Below are 16,198 nucleotides of genomic sequence, written 5' to 3' on the forward strand. Positions count from 1 at the left end.
TGTTGGTGACATGACCGCCATGGCCGCAGCTCTGAGCTCCCAGCGCTTCATCTCGCTCGACGAGGAATGGAGCACGCACAACTACCACCCGCTGCCGGTCGTCATCTCGCACGGCGAGGGCGCGTGGGTCACCGACGTCGACGGGCGCCGCTACCTGGACTTCCTGTCCGGCTACTCGTCGCTGAACTTCGGCCACCGCCACCCCGACCTGGTCGCCGCCGCGGTCGAGCAGCTCGGCCGCGTCACGCTGACCAGCCGCGCGTTCCACCACGACCAGTTCGGCCCGTTCTGCCGCGAGCTGGCCGAGCTGACCGGCACCGAGATGGTGCTCGCGATGAACTCCGGCGCGGAGGCCGTCGAGTCGGCGATCAAGGTCGCCCGCAAGTGGGCCTACCGGGTGAAGGGCGTGCCGGCGGGCACGGCCGAGATCGTGGTCGCCGGGTCGAACTTCCACGGCCGGACCACCACGATCGTCTCGTTCTCCACCGACGACACCGCGCGCGAGGACTTCGGGCCGTTCACGCCGGGCTTCAAGGTCGTCGAGTACGGCTCGCTCGACGCGTTGCGCGACGCGATCACCGAGCGGACGGCCGCGGTGCTGCTGGAGCCGATCCAGGGCGAGGCGGGCGTGGTCGTGCCGCCCGCGGGCTACCTGGCGGGCGTGCGGGCGCTGTGCGACGAGCACAACGTGCTGATGATCGCGGACGAGATCCAGTCCGGCCTCGGCCGCACCGGCGACCTGCTGGCATTGGACCACGAGGGCGTGCGCGCCGACCTCTACACGCTGGGCAAGGCGCTGGGCGGCGGCATCATGCCGGTGTCGGCGGTGGTCGGCAGCCGGGCGGTGCTCGGCGTGCTGCGGCCCGGTGAGCACGGGTCGACGTTCGGCGGCAACCCGCTGGCGTGCGCGGTCGGGCGGGCCGTGGTGCGGCTGCTGGCGACCGGCGAGTTCCAGCAGCGGTCCCGCGAGCTGGGCGCCCACCTGCACGCGCGGCTGGGCGAGCTGGTCGGGCGCGGGGTGGCCGAGGTGCGCGGGCGCGGGCTGTGGGCCGGTGTCGAGATCGCGCCCGGCGGACCGCGCGGTCGTGCGGCGTCGGAGGCGCTCGCCGCGCTGGGGGTCCTGTGCAAGGAGACCCAGGACACCACGCTGCGCGTCGCTCCCCCGCTCGTCATCACGCGGGAGGAGCTGGACCGGGGCATCGACGCGGTCGCCGAGGTTTTGGGCACTGTGTCCGATTGACCCGCTTCGGTTCCGCACGAACCGACCACGGACCGTTACCGCAGGTCACAGACGTGTCGCGGCACACGTATCCCGTGGTGCCGTGACGCATCCTTACCCGCATGGGTGAACGCAAGCGGGCTGAAGCGGCCGTCGCGCTGGGACAGTGGGTCGAACCGGAAGAGGTCCTGGCGCGCGGCCGTGAGCTGCGGGCGGCGGTGAGCCACGAGGCGCACCGCGAGCTGCGGCTCGCGCCGGACCGGCCGTCCGTGGTCGAGTTCGTGGACGCGTCGAACGAGGGCCGCCTGCCGGACCTCGTGCCGCTGCGGATCGGCCGGATGCTCGTGTCGCCGTTCGCGTTCTTCCGGGGCAGCGCCGGGCTGATGGCGGGCGACCTGGCCGTCGGTGCCCGCAGCGGGCTGGACGCCCAGCTGTGCGGTGACGCGCACGCGGCCAACTTCGGCCTCTACGGCACGCCCGAAGGCCGGATCGTGATGGACATCAACGACTTCGACGAGACGCTGCCGGGCCCGTGGGAGTGGGACCTGAAGCGGCTGGCGACCTCGCTGGTCCTGGCGGGCCGCGAGGGCGGCGTGTCGGAGAAGGGCTGCCGCGACGCGGCGTCCGACGCGGTGCGCGCCTACCGCGGTGCGGCACGGCACCTGGCCGAGATCCCGTTCATGGAGTCGTGGAACGCGCTGGGCGACGAGTCGGCGTTGTCCAAGACGAAGGCCGACGACCTGCTGGACGACTTCACCAAAGCCGCGTCCAAGGCGCGCAAGAACACCAGCGCCCGGGTGGCGGCGAAGTGGACGCGGCGCGAGGGCGAGCACATCCGGTTCGTGCCGGACCCGCCCGTGCTGTCCCGGATCTCCGACGAGGCGGCGCGGTCCGTCGTGGACGCCCTGCCGTCCTATGTGGACACCCTGCGCGAGTCGCGGTACGAGCTGATCATGCGCTACAGCGTGTCGGACGTGGCGTTCCGCGTCGTCGGCACCGGCAGCGTGGGCTGGCGCAACTACCTGGTCCTGTTGCACGGCAACGGTGACGAGGCGCTGGTGCTGCAGGCGAAGGAGGCCCGGCCGTCCGCGCTGGCGCCGTTCCTCGGCGCGCCGGCGGTCAAGCACGAGGGCAAGCGGATCGTGCACGGCGCGCGGCTCGTGCAGGCGGAGACCGACATCCTGCTCGGCTGGACCACGATCGAGGGACGGGACTACATCGTCCGGCAGTTCCGCAACCGCAAGGGCGAGATCGACGCGACCACGTTGAAGCGGGACGACCTGGACGACTACGGCCGGCTCGCGGGCGCGCTGCTGGCCCGCGCGCACAGCCGCTCGGTCGACCCGCGGCTGCTGGCGGGGTACTGCGCCGGTGGCGAGGAGCTGGACGAGGCGATCGCCCGCTACGCGCTGGACTACGCCGACCGGACGTGCGCCGACCACGAGGAGCTGGCCGCCGCGGTCAAGTCCGGTCGGCTGCCCGCCGACCGCGAATGACCTGCCGGGCCACCAGGAACAGCACCACGGCGTTGAGCAGGTGCCAGGAGTAGTGCGTGCCGCTCGGCCACTGCCCGCACAAGGGCTGGTCGAGCGTGCGCAACGTCACCGACACCGCGAACACGCCGGCGGCCGACGCCAGATCGTGCCACGGCAGCCGGCGCGCCGCCGCGACCACCGCGGCGACCAGCAGGCACAGGAACGGCGCCAGGTAGATGCCCGAGCCGCCGGGCACGAGCGCGCCGAGCGGCGCGGTGGCCACCGCGAGGACGACGAACGCGGGTGCGGCGAGCCAGGCGAGCGACCACCGCACGCCCAGGTGGTGGTGCGTGAACACGATCAGGTACCAGATCACGTAGGCCGCGATGAAGCCGACGTCGAAGAAGTTGGTGAGCGTGTCGGCGACGGTGTGGAAGCTCAGGCTGCCCAGCCCGACGAGCGCGAGCAGCACCGGCAGCGCGCGCAGGCTCCACGGCCGCGGGCGGTTCCGCCACCACAGCAGGGCCGCCGCGACCAGGAAGGCCGCGTTGCTCACGGCGTTGAGCGGTTCCGCCAGGAGACCGGGCGCCAGGCGTTCGCAGTACGCGTCCACGTCCACGGGCGGTGTTCTACCGTGCCGGGGTTAACGGCAGGGAGTGCCGACGCGGCGACGGAGGGCTAAGTTGGCTCGGGTGGACTCCCTTGGGGTGGACTGGATCGGGCTGATCAGGCACGGCGAGAGCACCGGCAACGTGGCGAGCGAAGTCGCGGAGGCGGCCGGTCACGAGGTCGTCGACATCCTCGAGCGCGACGCGGACGTGCCGCTGTCGGACCAGGGCGAGCGGCAGGGCCGGGCGCTGGGCCGGTGGTTCGCCGCCCTGCCGCGCGAGCAGTGGCCGGACCTGGTGGTCTGCTCGCCGTACCGGCGGGCCATCGACACCGCGCGGCTCACCGTGAGCGGGCGACCGCGGTCACGCGTCGACGAACGGCTGCGCGACCGCGAGCTCGGCGTGCTGGACCTGTTGACCAGCCACGGCGTGGCCGAGCGGTACCCGGAGGAGCGGGCGCGCGAGCGGCGGCTCGGCAAGTTCTACTACCGGCCGCCGGGCGGCGAGTCGTGGGCGGACGTGGCGTTGCGGCTGCGGTCGCTGCTGCGCGACCTCGACGGTCGGCGCGTCCTGCTGTTCGGGCACGAGCTGCAGGCGTTCCTGCTGCGCTACCTGCTGGAGTGCCTGCCCGAGCCCGACCTCGCCGCGTTCGCGCGCAACACCGTGGTGCCCAACGCCTCGCTGACGTCGTGGCGGCGTGAAGAGGGGTTGTGGGTGCTGGAACACGAGTTCGAGACCGACCACCTGGTCGAGCGGGGCGTCGAGCCGACGGGGTCCGCGGACCAGTCGACCCGCGCGCCCGAGCCGAGCGCCCGCTAGGGCCGGGCGAGCCGTCGGCTCAACCGCCACCACCGCCGTCGGACGAGTTCGGCGCCGGCCCGTCGTCGGGGTGGCCCGGTTCGTGCCAGGTCCGCACGGCCAGGACGACTCCGGTCAGGAGGACGATCACGGTGGCGACGAGCGACACGATTGCGCCGGTGTCCATGCCTCGAGTGTGCCGCACCGAACCTGTCCGCGAGTCCTCCGGCCGGCTCAGCCCGGGCTGACCTGGACCCGGAACGTCCGCACGACCAGGTGCGCGGTGGCCGCGACGACCAGCGCGGCGGTGACCACGTGCGCCGCCACCAGCGGCACCGGCAGCGCCGACGCCTCCTGGACCGAGCCGATCACGCCTTGGGCGATCGTCAGCGCGAGCAGGGCGAACGCGGTCACGTCGCGCACCAGCACCGCCGTGCCGAGCACCATCCCGCCCAGGAACACCACGGCCAGGACGTGGGCCGACGTCACGTCGAGGGGGTCGAAGCCGAACCGGCGCGCGTTCTCGTCGCCCGCGTGCGGGCCGCTGCCCGTCACCAGGACGCCCAGGACCATCACGGCGGCGAGCGCGACGGGCAGCGCGCCCACGCCGAAGCGGACCCGCGGGTTGGCCGGTGCGCGCAGCACGGCGCCGGGCCGACCGAGCAGGTCGACCAGCACGACGAGCGCCGCGACCAGCACCATGCTGACCAGGAAGTGGACCGCGACGATCTCGGGCGCGAGGGCCCGGCGCACGCTGAGCCCGCCGATCAGGCCTTGCAGGCCCACGCCGACCAGCACGCCCACGGCCAGCGGCAGCGCCTTCGGCGGTCGGGCGCGGTGCCGGGCGACCACGACCACCAGGGCCAGGGTGATCAGCCCGACCACGATGCCGAGGACCCGGTTGCCGAACTCGACCACCCCGTGCACGCCCATCTCCGGCGTGGTGACGAACGAGTCGTCGGTGCAGCTCGGCCAGGTCGGGCACCCCAGCCCGGAACCGGTCAGCCTCACCAACGCGCCGGTGAGCACGATCAGCACGTTGGCCACGAGCGCCGCCACGGCCGCCGCGTGCGCGGGCCGGTGGACGGTAAGCCGAACAGCGTTCACGTCCGGCAGCGTAGATCGCCTTACCGGGCGCGCTTGACCCGCGTCTCGTCCCACACCGGCTCGTCCACCTCGACGACCTCGCCGTCGGACCGGAACAGCAGGAACCGGTCGAAACCGCGGGCGAACCAGCGGTCGTGGGTGACCGCGACGACCGTGCCCGTGAAGCCTTCCAGCGCGTCCTGCAACGCCTCGGCCGAGTTCAGGTCGAGGTTGTCGGTCGGCTCGTCCAGCAGCAGCAGCGTGGCGCCGGACAGCTCCAGCAGCAGCACCTGGAACCGCGCCTGCTGGCCGCCGGACAGCGTCTCGAACCGCTGGTCGCCCTGCTTGCCGAGGCCGTAGCGGCTCAGCACGGCCATCGCCGCGCCCCGGTCGAGCCCCTTGCGGCCACCCTCGCCGTGCCACAGGACGTCGACCAGCGTGCGGCCGATCCACTCCGGGTGCTGGTGGGTCTGCGCGAAGAGGCCCGGCACGACCCGTGCCCCGAGGCGGCACACGCCCGTGTGCGCGACGTCGCCGCCGCCGAGCAGCCGCAGGAAGTGGCTCTTGCCCGACCCGTTCGAGCCGAGCACCGCCACCCGGTCCTCGAAGAAGACCTCCACGTCGAACGGCTTCATCAGCCCGGTCAGCTCGAGGTTCTCCACGGTGATCGCGCGCACGCCGGTGCGGCCACCGCGCAGGCGGGGCGTCACCTTCTCGTCGGTCGGCAACTCCGGCGGCGGGCCCGCCTCCTCGAACTTCTCCAGCTTCGCCCGCATGACCCGGTACTTCGCCGCCATGACCTCGCTGATCCTGGCCTGGATCTGGAGCGTGCGGACGAGCTCCTTGAGGTGGTCGTGCTCCTCGTTCCACCGCCGGTGCAGCTCGGCGAGCCGGTCGATGCGGGCCGCGCGGGCGCCGTGCCAGGTGCCGAACGAGCCCGCGTGCGTCCACGCCGAGTGCGCCTCCACCGTGACGACGTGCGTCGCGGCGATGTCGAGCAGCTCCCGGTCGTGGCTGACCAGCAGCACGGCCTTGCCGGTCTCGCGCAGCCGGTCCTCCAGCCACCGCTTGCCCGGCACGTCGAGGTAGTTGTCCGGCTCGTCGAGCAGCAGCACCTGCTCCGGGCCGCGCAGCAGCGCTTCGAGCACCAGCCGCTTCTGCTCGCCGCCGGACAGCGTGCGGACCTCGCGGAACCGGGCCCGGTCGAACGGCACGCCGAGCGCGGCGACCGTGACGGTGTCCCACAGCACCTCGGCGTCGTAGCCGCCGACCTCGCCCCACGCGGTGATCGCGTCGGCGTAGCGCATCTGGGTCGGCTCGTCGTCGGTCTCCATGAGCTGGAGCTCGACCTCGTCGAGCGCCTTGGCGGCGGCGCGCAGCGGCGCGGGCGACGCGGCCAGCAGCAGGTCGCGGACGGTGCTCTCGTCGCGGACCGAGCCGACGAACTGCGGCATCACGCCGAGGCCGCCCTGCACGCGGACGCTGCCCGCGGTGGGCGTCAGCTCGTTCGACAGGATCCTCAGCAGCGTCGTCTTGCCGACGCCGTTCGCGCCGACCAGGGCGACCACGCTGTTCGTGCCGACCTTGAACGACACGTCGCGGAACAGCTCGCGGCCGTCGGGCAGGCGGAAGGCGAGGCCGTTCGCGTCCAGGAATCCCACCCGCGCATGGTCGGCCATCGCCACCGCGGATGGCCAGCGGATTAGGCCGGATCCGCGAAGTGTGACGCGACTCCCTAAGACGGGGGTTCGCCGGGACGGGTTCAGAGGGCCGGGGTTCGGCCGGCGGGCGTGGTCGGGCGCGGCGCGACTGGGCGATGAGCTCGCGGCTGGTGGGCGCCTGCCCGCTCGCGCGGGACCGCGGGGCGGTCCCGGCTCACCGCCAGGTGTAGCCGCGCATCAGCATCAGCAGCGCGCCGAACCCCAGCGACGCCAGGGCGGGGCCGAACGCCCCGAGGAACAGCAGCAGCACGCCCAGACCACCGAACGTGGCCACGAGGGCGTAGCTGAGCACGGGGTGCCGGGGTTTGCCGGCGACGAGCGCCGAGGCCAGGCCCGGCTCCTCGTCCGCGAGTCTGCTCTCGATCTCACTGAGGGTGCGGCGTTCCGCTTCGCTCATCACGGCCGGTGGATACCCGGCGCCCCACCCGCAAAACCACCCTGAACGGGGGTCTGAGCAGGCAAGATCAGCGTGACAGCGCGACGAGCCGCGATACCGCCCGCAGGTACTTCTTGCGGTAGCCGCCGCGCAGCATCTCCGCGGTGAAGAGCTCCGAGAGCGGCTCGCCGGACACCGCCACCGGGATGTCCCGGTCGTAGAGGCGGTCGCCGAGCGCCACGAGCCTCAGCGCCACCGCCTGATCGGGCGCGGGCCGGACGTGGCGCAGGTGCACGGCGGTCACCCCGTCCACCAGCCGGCCGTAGCTCGACGGGTGGATCCGGGCCAGCGCGGCGCACAGTTCGGCGAAGTCGTCCACCGTGCTGCCGGGCGTGCTCTCGGCCTTGGCCACGAGGTCGTCGTCGGCCATCGGCGGCGGCGCGTCGGGCAGGCCGCGGTGGCGGTAGTCGGGGCCGTCAACCCGGACCACGGTGAACTTCGCCGACATCGACTGGATCTCGCGCAGGAAGTCGGCGGCGGCGAACCGGCCCTCGCCCAGCTTGTCCGGCAGCGTGTTCGACGTGGCCGCGACCGACACGCCCGCCGCGGTCAGCTCCTTGATCAGGCGGGTCACCAGCATCGTGTCGCCCGGGTCGTCCAGCTCGAACTCGTCGATCGCGAGCAGCTTGTGCGACGACAGGCGGCGGACGGTCTCGCCGAAGCCCAGCGCGCCGACCAGGTTGGTCAGCTCGACGAACGTGCCGTAGGCCTTGGGACCGGGCACCGCGTGCCAGACCGACGCCAGCAGGTGGGTCTTGCCGACCCCGAACCCGCCGTCGAGGTAGAGGCCGGGCTTGGCGTCGTCGGCGCCCGACCGCTTGAACAGCCGGCCGAGCACGCCCCGGCTGCCGCCCTCGGACACGCGTTCGGCGAACTCGCGGCCCGCCCGCACCGCCGCGGCCTGGCTCGGCTCGTCCGGGTTGGGCAAGTAAGTGTCGAAGCGGACCGCGTCGAAGCGGGGCGGCGGGACCATCGCGTCCACCAGCTCGTCCGCGTCGACGTGCGGGGTTCGGTCGGACAGGCGCGGCGGGGCGGACATGACGGGATCGTAACGGCGTGCTGGGATGTGGCGGTGCGGATGTTGTGGCCACCACGTGACGGCGAGATCACCGACGACGAGCTGGAACGGCTCTACGACTACCCCGACGGGCTCGACCGGCCGTGGGTGCAGGTGAACTTCGTGTCCAGCGTGGACGGTGCGGTGTCGGTGGCCGGGCGGTCCGAGGGGCTGGGCAACGACGCCGACCGCAAGGTGTTCATGCTCGGCCGTGACCTGTGCGACGTGGTGCTCGTCGGCGCGGGCACGGCCCTGGTCGAGGGCTACCACGGGGTCAAGGCGGGCGAGGTGCGCGCGTCCCGGCGGGCCAGGCTGGGCCTCGCGCCCGTGCCGCCGGTCGCCGTGGTGACGGGGCGCTGCTCGATCGAGCCGACGTCCACGCTGCTGACCAGCACGGCCGTGCCGCCGATCATCCTCACCACGCGGGCCGCGCCCGAGGAGCGGCGTGCCGCGCTGGCCGCGGCGGGCGCCGACGTGGTCGTCGCCGGCGAGGAGACCGTGGCCATGGACCTGGCGCTGGAGGCCCTGCGCGAACGCGGGCTGCTCCGGGTCGACTGCGAGGGCGGGCCGAGGGTGTTCGGCACCTTGATCGACGCGGACCTGGTCGACGTGCTGTGCGTGACGTTCTCCCCGCTGCTCGCGGGCGGTGACGCCGGTCGGATCTCGAACGGGCCGCTGCCGCCGGCGCCCCGGTCGATGGAGCTGGCCTCGGTGCTGCACCACGACAGCGCCCTCCTGCTGCGGTACCGCAAGGTGACACCTGATCCGGTGACGCAGGGCACATCCGCGCCCTGATCCCGATACGGTCCGCATCCGAACGTGCACGCACCGATTCGGAGGGACCGCCGTGGCCCAGAGCACCGCCGTCAAGCCGGAGACCGGCACCGCGCCGCGTTCGGCCGACGACACCGAGCAGGGCAGGACCACGATCGCGTCGTCGGTCGTGCAGAAGGTCGCGGGCATCGCGGCACGGGAGATCTCCGGCGTGCACGCCGTCGGCGGCGGGGTGTCGCGGGCGTTCGGCGCGTTGCGCGAGCGCATCCCGGGCGCGGGCACCGTGAACACCGCGGGCGTGGCCGTCGAGGTGGGCGAGAAGCAGGCCGCGGTCGACCTGGACATCATCGTCGAGTACGGCGTGAGCATCGTCGACCTCGCGCGGGCCGTGCGGCGCAACGTGATCGGCCAGGTCGAGCGGATGACCGGGCTCGAGGTCATCGAGGTCAACATCGCGGTCAACGACATCCACCTGCCCGAGGAGGACGAGGAGACCACGTCGACCACGGGGTCCCGGGTCGAGTGACGGACGTGGCGGAGGACGTCGAGGCGGCGGTGCTGTCCCACCCGGAGGTGGCGCGGCTGGACGGCGCGTTCGCCTCCTACCTGCCGGGACGGCGCGTGCTCGGCGTCCGGGTCGGCGCGCGGGTCGAGGTGGCGGTGGTGCTGCGGACCGACCGGCCGATCGGCGAGGTGGTGCCGGAACTGCGGGCGCGGGTGACGCGGGTGGCGGGCGCCGCGCCGGTGGACGTCGTCGTGGCCGATCTGGAGTGGGAGAGCCGATGAGCGCTGCGCAGACCGGTCTGCTCGCGGGCCTGGTCCTCGGCCTGGCCGCGACCAGCGGTTTCACCGCCTTCCTGGTGACGCTGGCGGTCGGGGTGATCGGCTTGGTCGTGGGCCGCGTCCTCGACGGCGAGCTCGACCTCGGCGACCTGCTCGGCCGGGGCCGCGACAAGTGACCGACGCGGAGGGCTCGCTCGAGATTCACCCGACCGTGGTGCGGAAGGTCGCGGCGCACGCCGTCCGGCTCGTGCCCGGCGCCGAGCCGAGCGCGACGGTCAAGGTGGACGAGGTGGGCGATGACCTGGAGCTCGCCGTGAAGCTGGCGCTGCTCTACCCGGCGCCGGTGCGCGCGGCCGCCGCGGACGTCCGGCGGCGCGTCACCGAGGAGGTCGAGCGGATCACCGGCTACAGGGTCCGGTCGGTGGCCGTGACGGTGTCCGCGCTGCGCGCCGAGACCCGGCCGCGGGTGGTGTAGGTGCGGGTCCTGCTGCGGGTGCTGTCGCCGTTGCTCGGGGTGGCGTTGGCCGCCGCCGGCGCGCTGGTGGTCGTCGCGGTCGCCCGGCACTGGTCCGGGCGCGCGTGGCCGACCTGGCCGGATTGGTCCTGGGTGGACCGGCCGGTGCTCCTGATCGGTGCCTGCGCGGCCGTCGGCGGGCTGTTCCTGCTGGTCGTGGCGTCACGGGCGGGGGTGTCGCAGGTGCCGCTGGACGATCCGGCCGACGGCGTGCGGGTGGTGACCACGCCGACGTCCCTGGCGCGCGTGGTCGGGCACCGGGTGCGGGCGGAGGACGGCGTGGTGGACGTCTCGGTCACCGCGTCGCGGCGCAGGGTGCGGGTCCGGGCGACCAGCCGCCTGCACGACGAGGCGTCGTTGCGTCCGCGGCTGCTGGAGGTGGCCCGTGGCGCGGTGGACGAGCTGCCGATGCCCGTGCGGCCGAAGGTGTCCGTCGTCGTCATCTCGCCGAAGGACCGCCCGTGAACCGCTCGAACCGCACCGAACGCGTGATGGCCGCCGTCCTCGGCGCGCTCGCCCTGCTCGTCGGCGGCACGGCCGTCGTGCTGCACCGCTTCGCCGTCGACCGGCCGGTGCTCGACCCGGTGGTGCTCGACTGGGCCCGGCGGCACCTGCTGCCCGTCCGGCTCGGGCTGATCGCGCTCGGCCTGCTGGCCGTGGTGCTCGGGCTGCGCTGGGCGTGGCGCGCGGTCCGCCCGGAACGGCACCCCGACCTGCTCTTGGACGACGTGGTCGTCACCGCCAAGGCGCTGGCGGCGGCCGTGCGCGCTGACGCCGAGCAGGTGCACGGCGTGGCCGGCGCGAAGGTGTCCGTGGTGGGCCGGCCCGCGTTGCGGCTGCGGCTGCGGCTGCGGCTGCGGCACGGCGCGGACGTGAACCGCGTGTGGCGGGAGTTGGACGGCCGGGTGCTGTCACGCGCCCGCGCCGCGCTCGGCGTCGAGGTCCTCCCGACCGCGGTGCGGCTCGATCTGGCGAAGAGGGAGCGCCAACGCGTGCGCAAGGCCCGTATACCCGGCAGGATGGCCGCGTGGCGCTCCCGTTGACCCCTCCCGTGCAGCCGATGCTGGCCACCTCGGTGGACGAGATCCCGACCGGCGCGGACCTCGTGTTCGAGCCCAAGTGGGACGGCTACCGCTGCCTGGTGTTCCGCGACGGCGACGAGGTGTTCCTCCAGTCCCGCAGCGGCAAGCCGCTCAACCGGTACTTCCCGGAGGCCGAGGCCGCGCTGCGGCGCACCCTGCCGCCGCGGGTCGTGGTCGACGGCGAACTCGTCGTGGCCAAGGACGACAAGCTGGACTTCGACGCGCTGTCCGAGCGGATCCACCCGGCGGAGAGCCGCGTGCGGCTGCTGGCGGAGCGGACGCCGGCGAGCTTCGTGGCGTTCGACCTGCTGGCCCTGGGCGGCGACCTGCTGCTGGAGCGGCCGTGCACCGAGCGCCGGTCCACGCTGGAGGGTCTGATCACGCCCGGCGACGGCCTCTACCTCACGCCCGCGACCACCGACGGCGACCTGGCCGCGCAGTGGTTCGAGCTGTTCGAGGGGGCGGGCCTGGACGGCGTCATCGGCAAACCCGCCGCCGGCGAGTACACCCCGGGCAAGCGCAGCATGATCAAGGTCAAGCACGCACGCACCGCCGAGTGCGTGGTGGCCGGGCTGCGCTGGCACAAGGACACCGAGCCGGGCACGGCGGTCGGCTCGCTGCTGCTCGGCCTGCACGACGACGCGGGCGTCCTGCACCACGTGGGCGTCGTCGGCTCGTTCAAGGCGGCCGAACGGCGGGCGCTGGCCGAGGAGTTCAAGGACCTGATCACCGCGGACGACCACCCGTGGCTGGTGGAGCCCGACGGCCGCCGGCTGCCCGGCGAGATCAACCGGTGGCGCGGCAAGCACGCCGACTGGGTGCCGTTGCGGCCGGAGCGCGTGCTGGAGATCGCGTACTCGCAGACCGAGGGCGCCGCGCCCGCCCGGCTGCGGCACAACGGCCAGTTCCGCCGCTGGCGGCCCGACCGCGACCCGGCGTCGTGCGGCTACGACCAGCTCGACCAGCCCGCGCGCTACGACGTGGAATCGGTGCTGCGAGGCGAAGTTCGCCCCGCGTGACCGCTCGGGTGAGTACCGTGGTCGGCTGTGGCCGAGGTTGCTGACGTGAACGCGCTCATCCAGGAATTAGACGACCGCATGGATCGCGACTGCCGACGGCTGTCGGCGTGGCGCGTCGTGCACCGGACGACCGGGCTGTTCTACACCGTGGTGCTGATCTTCGTGCCCGCCGTGCTGGCCGTCGGTTTCACCTCGTCGGAAACGCCGCTGGGCAAGGTGCTGCTGCTCATGGCGGCGGTGGTGGGCGGGCTGAACGTGACGTTCCGGCCCTACCTGCACAGCCTGAACCGGCGCAGCGCCGTGAACACCATGCGCAGGCTGCGCGACGAGTACCGCGCCGACGTGGCCGCCGCGGTCGAGGGCGAGTTGCTGGCCGTCTACCGCAAGTACGCGGCGAGCTACGCGACGATCTTCGAGGAGCGCGGCGGCGAGCTGATCGACGGGCGGCTCAGCGTCGAGGAGCCGCCGCCCGACCCGCCGGCCAAGCCCCAGCCCTGAACCTCGGCTCTGGCCCTCAGCCCTGAACCTCAGCCCTGGACCTCAGCTCTGGGCCTCGCGCACCTTCGCCACGAAGTCGTCCACGCTCTGACGTGCGACCTCACGTCCGATGAGGTCCAGCGGCAGGTCGTCGGGCCGCTTGAAGCGCACGCAGCTCTTGCCCATGTCGAGCTTCCGCCCGGTCGCCTCGAACTCGGCCCGGAACTCCTGCTCGCGCTCGCCGTACACGCCCATGAGGTACAGCGAGACGTAGTTCTTCTGGGACGCGATCGACACGTACCCGAGCGGCTGCCCGTTGTAGGTCTTGCCGGACACCTCCAGCGGCACCGAGTAGGTGATCATCCCCCACCGCATGCCCTCGACGTACCCGTCCGGCAGGTTCGCCAGGATCACGTCCCGCACCGCCGACACCGTCGCGCGCCGGTCCTCCGGCAGCTCCGCCAGGTACTCCTCGACCGTCACGGCCTTGCTCTGGACCACTCGTCACACCTCCGGTCCCGCGGTCCTGGTGGCGCCGATCGACGCCAGCACCACGCAGAACACCGCGACCCACTGGGCCGGGCGCAGCGCCTCGTGCAGCAATATCAACCCGGCCAGCGCCGCGACGGCGGGCTCCAGGCTCATCAGGATGCCGAACACGCGCGGTGGGATCTTGCGCAACGCCTCCAGCTCCAGCGAGTACGGGACCACCGACGACAGCAGCGCCACCGCCGCGCCCGCGACGAGCACCACCGGGTCGAGCAGCATCGTGCCCGCCTCGGCCACGCCGAACGGCAGCGCCACGGCCGCGCCGACCACCATCGCCAGCGCCAGGCCCTTGCCGTCGGACGTGCGGCTGCCCAGCGCCGCGGTCAGCAGGATGTAGCCGGCCCAGCACGCGCCCGCGCCCGCCGCGAACAGCACGCCGGGCAGCGCCAGACCGCCGTCGACCCTGGTCAGCAGCAGCACGCCGGTCGCCGCGAGCAGCGCCCACACCCCGTCCAACCAGCGCCGCGACCCGATGACGGCCACCGCCAGCGGGCCGAGGAACTCGATGGTGACCGCCGCGCCCAGCGGGATGTGCTTGATCGCCTGGTAGAAGCTCAGGTTCATGGCGCCGAGCACCAGGCCGTAGCCCAGGACCACCGCGTACGTCCGGCGGTCCAGCCGCAGCGACGGCCGCCACACCGCGAGCAGGATGACGGCGGCCAGCACGAGCCGCAGCGTGACCGTGCCCGCGGCGCCGGCCAGGGTGAACAGCTGCTTGGCCACGGCGGCGCCGACCTGCACGCTGACCACGCCCAGCAGGACCAGCGCGGGCGGCGGTATCGCGCCGAACGCCTTGGCGGCGAGCGTGACCGGCCCGGAGCGGTGGAGCCTGCGTTCGGGGATGCCCTCGACGTGCACTGTGACCACGCGGACATCCTGCCCCAGCCCGCTCACCGAAGTCTCACCTGGACTGTGTGAGGCTCTGCACCGGACCTCCGGGGGCGACCTCGGGGGCAACCAGCCCATCGGGAGACCAGTGCCGTGGGAGAGAGCGAGGGGACCGCTGTGCCGCGTCGGCGTCACGCCGCTTCGATGTTGGTGGCTCTGAGCGCGCTGGCCGCGTGCAGCGCGGGTCCGTCGACCCGGCCGGTGATCGCCGTGCACGGTGACGGCGAGGAGCCGTCGTCGGTCACCACGCCGTCCGGTCCCCGCGAGGTCCCGCCGCTGGAGAGCTACGAGACGCCCGGGCTGTCCTGGTCGTCGTGCACGGCCTCCGCGCGTGCCCGGATGGGTGATTCGGCGCCGGCGGGCGCGTGGGAGTACGAGTGCTCGCAGCTCACCGTGAGGCTGGACGTGCCGAGCCGTCCCGGGCGGGGCAACCTGGGCATGTCGCTGCTGCGCGTCGGCACGGGCGGCAGCCCGCTGGTGGTGGTCGGCGAGGCGGGCGGGGAGCCGGGGACGTTGAAGGCGGCACGGCTGGCGGCGAGCCTGCCCGCGACGGTGCTGAGCACGTTCACGCTGATCGGCGTCGACCGGCGGGGCACCGGCGAGTCGGACCCGGTGCAGTGCGTGCCGGACGCGGCGCGGGTCGGGATCGTGGAGGCCGATCCGGGTGCGGAGTCGAACGAGGACCTGGTCGACGCGTACACGTTGGCGAGCCGCGAGTGCGTGCTCGACATGGAGAACCGGTTGCCCGCGGTGGACTCGTGGCGCGCGTCGGCCGATCTCGAGCAGCTGCGGGAGGCGTTGGGCGTGCCGCACCTGAACGCCATCGGGCTCGGTGAGGGTTCGCGGGTGCTGACGTTGTACGCGTCGCGGTTCCCGGACCGGATCGGGCGGATGGTGTTCGACGGCGCGCCGGACCCGACGTTGGACGTGACGGCCGTGATGCAGACGCGGGCGGTGGCGGCGGAGGAGACGTTCTCGGCGTTCCAGAAGGACTGCGTGGTCCGCGGGTGCCCATTGGGGGCGGGTGCGACGGACCGGTACAAGGCGTTGCTGGACTCGTTGCGGGACCGGCCGCTGCGCGGCGGTGATTTCGACCTCACGCCGGGGACCGCCGCGGAGGCCGTGCTGGCGGGGTTGGCGGACCGGTCGCGGTGGGGTGCGCTGGCGGACGCGATCGTGGCGGCGGAGGGTGGCGACGGCGCCAAGCTGAGCGCGTTCATCGAGCCGTTGCTGCTGGAGCAGGACGAGGACCCGCCGCGCATCGACGCCGGGATCATCACGGGGTGCAACGACACGACGACCCGCGTGCCGCCGGAACGGGTGGCGGGGTTGACGGAGGACTGGCGGACCAAGCAGCCGCTGTTCGGTGCTCACTTCGCGCGCAAGCTGCTGGCCTGCGGCCCGTTCCCGGTGCCCCAGGCGGTGAAGGTGCCGAGGCTCGTGGGTGCGCCGCCGATGCTCGTGCTGACCACGGCGGCCGACCCCGTGACGCCGCGTGAGGGCGGGGAGCGGGCGGCGCAGGCCCTGCCGGCCGGGGTCGTGGTGGGGTGGCAGGGCGGGGGTCATGGAGCGCTCGGCCAGTCGGCGTGCGCGACGAAGGCGGCGGAGGAGTTCCTCGTGGACGCCAAGGTGCCTGCCAACGGCACCGCCTGCCCACCGTGAGGTCGGCAGCACGTCACCCGGCACACTCCCCCGGAACCCAGTACCCTGCC

General features: G+C 73.3%; 21 protein-coding genes. 13 read left to right on the forward strand and 8 right to left on the reverse strand.

From position 1 onward, the window contains the following. Positions 1-10 precede the first annotated feature (10 nt). A complete protein-coding gene (gene rocD, locus LNK82_RS35625) occupies positions 11-1,240 on the forward strand; it encodes an ornithine--oxo-acid transaminase (protein ID WP_308257411.1) in 1,230 nt (409 codons plus the stop codon). A gap of 101 nt (positions 1,241-1,341) precedes the next feature. Then, the gene (locus LNK82_RS35630; RefSeq protein ID WP_230571333.1) at positions 1,342-2,715 is read left to right on the forward strand and encodes a DUF2252 domain-containing protein; all 1,374 of its coding nucleotides are present in this window, start codon (positions 1,342-1,344) and stop codon (positions 2,713-2,715) included. Here the strand turns inward: LNK82_RS35630 and LNK82_RS35635 are convergent. Further along, positions 2,681-3,313: a hypothetical protein gene (locus tag LNK82_RS35635; protein WP_230571334.1), complete on the reverse strand. Its 633-nt coding sequence runs from the start codon at positions 3,311-3,313 to the stop codon at positions 2,681-2,683. The two genes, LNK82_RS35630 and LNK82_RS35635, sit on opposite strands and share 35 nt — an antisense overlap. A gap of 73 nt (positions 3,314-3,386) precedes the next feature. Between LNK82_RS35635 and LNK82_RS35640 the strand changes: the two genes are divergently transcribed. Next, a complete protein-coding gene (locus tag LNK82_RS35640) occupies positions 3,387-4,121 on the forward strand; it encodes a histidine phosphatase family protein (RefSeq protein ID WP_230571335.1) in 735 nt (244 codons plus the stop codon). A gap of 19 nt (positions 4,122-4,140) precedes the next feature. Here LNK82_RS35640 and LNK82_RS35645 read toward each other — a convergent pair whose 3' ends face one another. The 5 genes from LNK82_RS35645 to zapE all read right to left on the reverse strand — a co-directional run bounded on the left by LNK82_RS35645 (position 4,141) and on the right by zapE (position 8,382). Continuing rightward, complete coding sequence (locus tag LNK82_RS35645; RefSeq protein WP_230571336.1) at positions 4,141-4,287, reverse strand: hypothetical protein; 147 nt, start codon at positions 4,285-4,287, stop codon at positions 4,141-4,143. Positions 4,288-4,334: 47 nt separating this feature from the next. Then, the gene (locus LNK82_RS35650; RefSeq protein WP_230571337.1) at positions 4,335-5,207 is read right to left on the reverse strand and encodes a COX15/CtaA family protein; all 873 of its coding nucleotides are present in this window, start codon (positions 5,205-5,207) and stop codon (positions 4,335-4,337) included. 20 nt (positions 5,208-5,227) lie between these two features. Continuing rightward, positions 5,228-6,847, reverse strand: coding sequence for an ABC-F family ATP-binding cassette domain-containing protein (locus LNK82_RS35655; RefSeq protein WP_230571338.1), 1,620 nt, complete (start codon positions 6,845-6,847; stop codon positions 5,228-5,230). A gap of 214 nt (positions 6,848-7,061) precedes the next feature. Then, positions 7,062-7,304, reverse strand: a complete 243-nt coding sequence (locus LNK82_RS35660) for a DUF3040 domain-containing protein (protein ID WP_106618954.1) — start codon at positions 7,302-7,304, stop codon at positions 7,062-7,064. A gap of 67 nt (positions 7,305-7,371) precedes the next feature. After that, positions 7,372-8,382, reverse strand: coding sequence for a cell division protein ZapE (gene zapE / locus LNK82_RS35665; RefSeq protein WP_230571339.1), 1,011 nt, complete (start codon positions 8,380-8,382; stop codon positions 7,372-7,374). Between the two features lie 39 nt (positions 8,383-8,421). Here zapE and LNK82_RS35670 point away from each other — a divergent pair, with 39 nt between their 5' ends. The 9 genes from LNK82_RS35670 (at position 8,422) to LNK82_RS35710 (ending at position 13,070) form a co-directional block, all read left to right on the forward strand. Next, positions 8,422-9,195 carry a pyrimidine reductase family protein gene (locus LNK82_RS35670; RefSeq protein ID WP_230571413.1) on the forward strand — a complete coding sequence of 258 codons (774 nt, stop codon included), beginning with the start codon at positions 8,422-8,424 and terminating at the stop codon, positions 9,193-9,195. 52 nt (positions 9,196-9,247) lie between these two features. Continuing rightward, positions 9,248-9,700, forward strand: coding sequence for an Asp23/Gls24 family envelope stress response protein (locus LNK82_RS35675; protein ID WP_230571340.1), 453 nt, complete (start codon positions 9,248-9,250; stop codon positions 9,698-9,700). Positions 9,701-9,705: 5 nt separating this feature from the next. Beyond that, on the forward strand, positions 9,706-9,960 hold the full coding sequence (locus LNK82_RS35680) for a hypothetical protein (protein ID WP_230571341.1): 255 nt from the start codon (positions 9,706-9,708) through the stop codon (positions 9,958-9,960). Beyond that, positions 9,957-10,133: a hypothetical protein gene (locus LNK82_RS35685; protein WP_230571342.1), complete on the forward strand. Its 177-nt coding sequence runs from the start codon at positions 9,957-9,959 to the stop codon at positions 10,131-10,133. The genes LNK82_RS35680 and LNK82_RS35685 overlap by 4 nt, the downstream gene beginning before the upstream one ends. Beyond that, positions 10,130-10,432 carry an Asp23/Gls24 family envelope stress response protein gene (locus LNK82_RS35690; RefSeq protein WP_230571343.1) on the forward strand — a complete coding sequence of 101 codons (303 nt, stop codon included), beginning with the start codon at positions 10,130-10,132 and terminating at the stop codon, positions 10,430-10,432. The genes LNK82_RS35685 and LNK82_RS35690 overlap by 4 nt, the downstream gene beginning before the upstream one ends. Then, positions 10,433-10,936 carry a DUF6286 domain-containing protein gene (locus LNK82_RS35695; RefSeq protein ID WP_230571344.1) on the forward strand — a complete coding sequence of 168 codons (504 nt, stop codon included), beginning with the start codon at positions 10,433-10,435 and terminating at the stop codon, positions 10,934-10,936. Further along, on the forward strand, positions 10,933-11,514 hold the full coding sequence (locus tag LNK82_RS35700; RefSeq protein WP_230571345.1) for an alkaline shock response membrane anchor protein AmaP: 582 nt from the start codon (positions 10,933-10,935) through the stop codon (positions 11,512-11,514). The genes LNK82_RS35695 and LNK82_RS35700 overlap by 4 nt, the downstream gene beginning before the upstream one ends. Continuing rightward, a complete protein-coding gene (locus LNK82_RS35705) occupies positions 11,499-12,572 on the forward strand; it encodes an ATP-dependent DNA ligase (RefSeq protein ID WP_230571346.1) in 1,074 nt (357 codons plus the stop codon). Before LNK82_RS35700 ends, LNK82_RS35705 begins: the two co-directional genes overlap by 16 nt. Positions 12,573-12,650: 78 nt before the next feature. After that, a complete protein-coding gene (locus LNK82_RS35710) occupies positions 12,651-13,070 on the forward strand; it encodes a hypothetical protein (protein WP_230571347.1) in 420 nt (139 codons plus the stop codon). 42 nt (positions 13,071-13,112) lie between these two features. On the opposite strand, the gene LNK82_RS35715 is transcribed toward LNK82_RS35710, so the two are convergent. Together LNK82_RS35715 and LNK82_RS35720 are read right to left on the reverse strand one after the other, a co-directional pair. Next, the gene (locus tag LNK82_RS35715; RefSeq protein ID WP_308257412.1) at positions 13,113-13,550 is read right to left on the reverse strand and encodes an iron chaperone; all 438 of its coding nucleotides are present in this window, start codon (positions 13,548-13,550) and stop codon (positions 13,113-13,115) included. A gap of 3 nt (positions 13,551-13,553) precedes the next feature. After that, the gene (locus LNK82_RS35720; RefSeq protein WP_230571415.1) at positions 13,554-14,456 is read right to left on the reverse strand and encodes an EamA family transporter; all 903 of its coding nucleotides are present in this window, start codon (positions 14,454-14,456) and stop codon (positions 13,554-13,556) included. Positions 14,457-14,630: 174 nt separating this feature from the next. On the opposite strand from LNK82_RS35720, the gene LNK82_RS35725 reads away from it, so the two are divergent. Next, the gene (locus LNK82_RS35725) at positions 14,631-16,148 is read left to right on the forward strand and encodes an alpha/beta fold hydrolase (protein ID WP_230571348.1); all 1,518 of its coding nucleotides are present in this window, start codon (positions 14,631-14,633) and stop codon (positions 16,146-16,148) included. Positions 16,149-16,198: the final 50 nt, after the last annotated feature.

The sequence above is a fragment of the Saccharothrix luteola genome, from assembly GCF_020859565.1.
In the GTDB taxonomy this organism is placed as follows: domain Bacteria; phylum Actinomycetota; class Actinomycetes; order Mycobacteriales; family Pseudonocardiaceae; genus Actinosynnema; species Actinosynnema luteola.